This window comes from Bradyrhizobium sp. LTSP849 (assembly GCF_000938255.1).
GTDB lineage: Bacteria > Pseudomonadota > Alphaproteobacteria > Rhizobiales > Xanthobacteraceae > Bradyrhizobium.
The window spans coordinates 1-2,818 of record NZ_JYMR01000042.1 but is presented as its reverse complement, the minus strand read 5'-3'; the positions used below and the strand labels follow the sequence as shown (position 1 = coordinate 2,818).

1 protein-coding gene is annotated in these 2,818 nt (G+C 68.9%); it reads left to right on the top strand.

The features are described 5' to 3' along the window. Positions 1 to 2,818, top strand: a 2,818-nt coding sequence (locus UB31_RS24305) for an SDR family NAD(P)-dependent oxidoreductase (protein ID WP_045012719.1), incomplete at both ends; no start/stop codon positions are given.

Sequence of the window (2,818 nt, the reverse complement as noted above, 5' to 3'; positions counted from 1 at the left end):
TCGCTGGCCGCTCAAGGCGCGCGTGAGCTGCGGATCCGTGCCTCGGTGGAGCGCAGCGGCGAGGGCGAGGCGCTGGCGCATCTGCAGCTTGCGGATGGGCATGGCCGTGTGGTCGCGCATGTCGGGGGCTTGCGGCTGAAGCAGGCGAGCGAAGCGCAGATCCGTGAGGCCTCGCGCAGCGAGGCGCAGCATCTTTATCGTCTGGAGTGGCGTGCGGTCGGATTGAACGAGGCCGGGCAAGACAAACCTGTGTCTGATGCGCCGCCACTGATTGTGGGCGGCGACGGCGCGTTGGCGGCGGCTCTGGGGCTCGATCACGCCGAGAGCGTTGCGGCTGTCGTTGCGCGGCTGGATGCAGGCAGTGCGATCCCGTCGCAGCTCGTGTTCGACCATCTGTCTGATCCGGCTGAACCAGCAGGCCCCGTGCTTGCGGCGACGCATGCGACGGCGGAGCGTGGCCTTGCCGAGCTGCAGGGGATTTTTGGCGAAGCGCGTCTGAACGAGACGCCGGTCGCGTGGCTGACGCGTGGCGCGGTGGCGACGGGTCCGGATGAGGGCGCAAGCGGACTGACGCGTGCGCCGCTGTGGGGCCTGGTGCGCAGCGCACGGGCGGAGCATCCCGATCGCCGGCTGCAGCTCGTGGACGTCGATGTCGTGCTTGCAGATGCATCGCTACTGGCGAAGCTGACGTCGACGACGTCGGAGCCGGAGCTTGCGCTGCGCCATGGTGCGGTGCTGGCACCCAGGCTGGCGCGCACTGGCGCGGGTGCGGGCACACTTCAGGCACCAGTGGCCGCGCCGGATTACCGCGTTGTGGTCACCGACCCCGGCCGGCTCGACGGCGTGAGCCTGGTGGCCGCAGGCGAGCTGTCGGAGCCGCTGGCATCCGGTGATGTCCGGGTCTGCGTACGCGCGGCCGGCATGAACTTCCGCGACGTGCTGATCACGCTGGGGCAGATTGCCTCGCCCGGCATCGGGTTCGAGTTTGCCGGCGTGGTGGAGGCGGTCGGCGCGGACGTGACGTCGGTTGCGGTTGGCGATCGCGTATTTGGCTGTGGGCGCGGCTGTTTTGGCACACGCGCGGTCACAGTGGCCGAACAGCTTGCAAGAATCCCTGCGGGGATGTCGTTCGAGGCGGCGGCGACGATCCCGCTGGCCTATCTGACGGCGCTGTATGCGCTGCAGGAGCTCGGGCATATCAGGTCCGGGGATCGGGTTCTGGTGCATGCGGCAGCCGGTGGCGTCGGCATGGCAGCGGTGCAGCTGTGCCGGCATTTTGGCGCGGAGGTCTATGGCACGGCGAGCCCGGGTAAATGGCCGGTGCTGGAACGGATGGGACTGGACGGACGGCATGTCGCCAACTCGCGCGATCTAAGCTTCGAGACCCAGTTCCGGTCGGCGACCAAAGGCGAGGGCGTCGATGTCGTCCTCAATGCGCTGACAGGCGAGTTCGTCGATGCCTCGCTGCGGCTTTTGCCGCGGGGCGGCCGCTTCCTGGAGATGGGGATCGCTGATGGGCGTGACGGTGCTGCGATCGCCGCAAAATACCGTGGCGTGAGCTACCATGCGTTCGTGCTGCCGACGGATCGGATGCCGGCGCTGCTGACGCAGATCATGGGCCTGTTCGCGGCCGGTGTGCTGGAGCCGTTGCCCTATGTTGCCTACGACATCAGGCAGATGCCGGCAGCGCTGCGGCAGATGGCGCAGGGGCGCCATGTCGGCAAGCAGGTGGTGCAATTGCCGCGGCGTCTTGAAGCCGGCGGCACGGTGCTGATCACGGGCGGTGCGGGCGAGCTCGGCCGCGAGGTCGCGCGGCACCTTGTGACTGAGCATGGTGTGCGTCATCTCTTGCTGACGTCGCGTCGCGGCATGGCCGCGCCTGGCGCATCTGAACTGGTGGCGGAGCTGCAAACACTGGGTGCACAGACGGTTGAGCTGGTGAGTTGCGACGTCGGAGATCGTGATGCGGTTGGCGCGGTCCTCAGCACCATCTCGCCGGAACGTCCGTTGACGGGCGTGTTCCATCTGGCAGCTTTGCTGGACGACGGCATCGTGCCGGCGCTCAACGTCGAGCGGCTGGAGCGTGTGCTGCGGCCCAAACTCGATGGCGCCTGGCACCTGCATGAGCTGACGGCGGACAAGGATCTTGCCGCGTTCGTGCTGTTCTCGTCGGTGGCAGCGCTTGGCAGTCCGGGCCAGGCGAACTACGCGGCGGCGAACGTGTTTTTGGATGCGCTTGCGGCGGAGCGGCGACATCGTGGACTGGCCGGGCAGAGCCTGCTGTGGGGGCTGTGGGAGCAGCGCGGCGTCGGCATGACGGCGCATCTGGGCCGGGCCGAGCTGATGCGGATGCGGCGTCAAGGCGTGCAGGCGCTGTCGCTGGAGCTGGGCCTCGCGCTGCTGGATGCGGCACAGGCGCAGCCCGAGGCCATGCTGGTCCCGATCCATCTGGATGTCGGCGCGATGCAGCGCCAGCTCAGTGACGACGTGCCGGCGCTGTATCGCGGCCTGGTGCGCAGCGGCTTGCGGCGGGCCTCAACCGCATCGAGCGGCGACACCAACAGTCTGCGGTCGCGGCTGGCGGCGCTGGCCAGCGAAGGCGAGCGGCTGGCCGCACTGGTGGAGCTGGCACAGGAGGAGATTGCGGCGGTGCTGGCGCTGCCCGGGGCCGCCTCGGTGCCTGCGGACCAGCCGCTGAAGGATCTCGGGCTGGACTCGCTGATGGCGGTCGAGCTGCGCAACCGCCTGTCGGGACGGGTCGGCGCCAAGCTGCCGACCACGCTCGCCTTCGATTATCCGACCGCGCGCGCCATGTCGC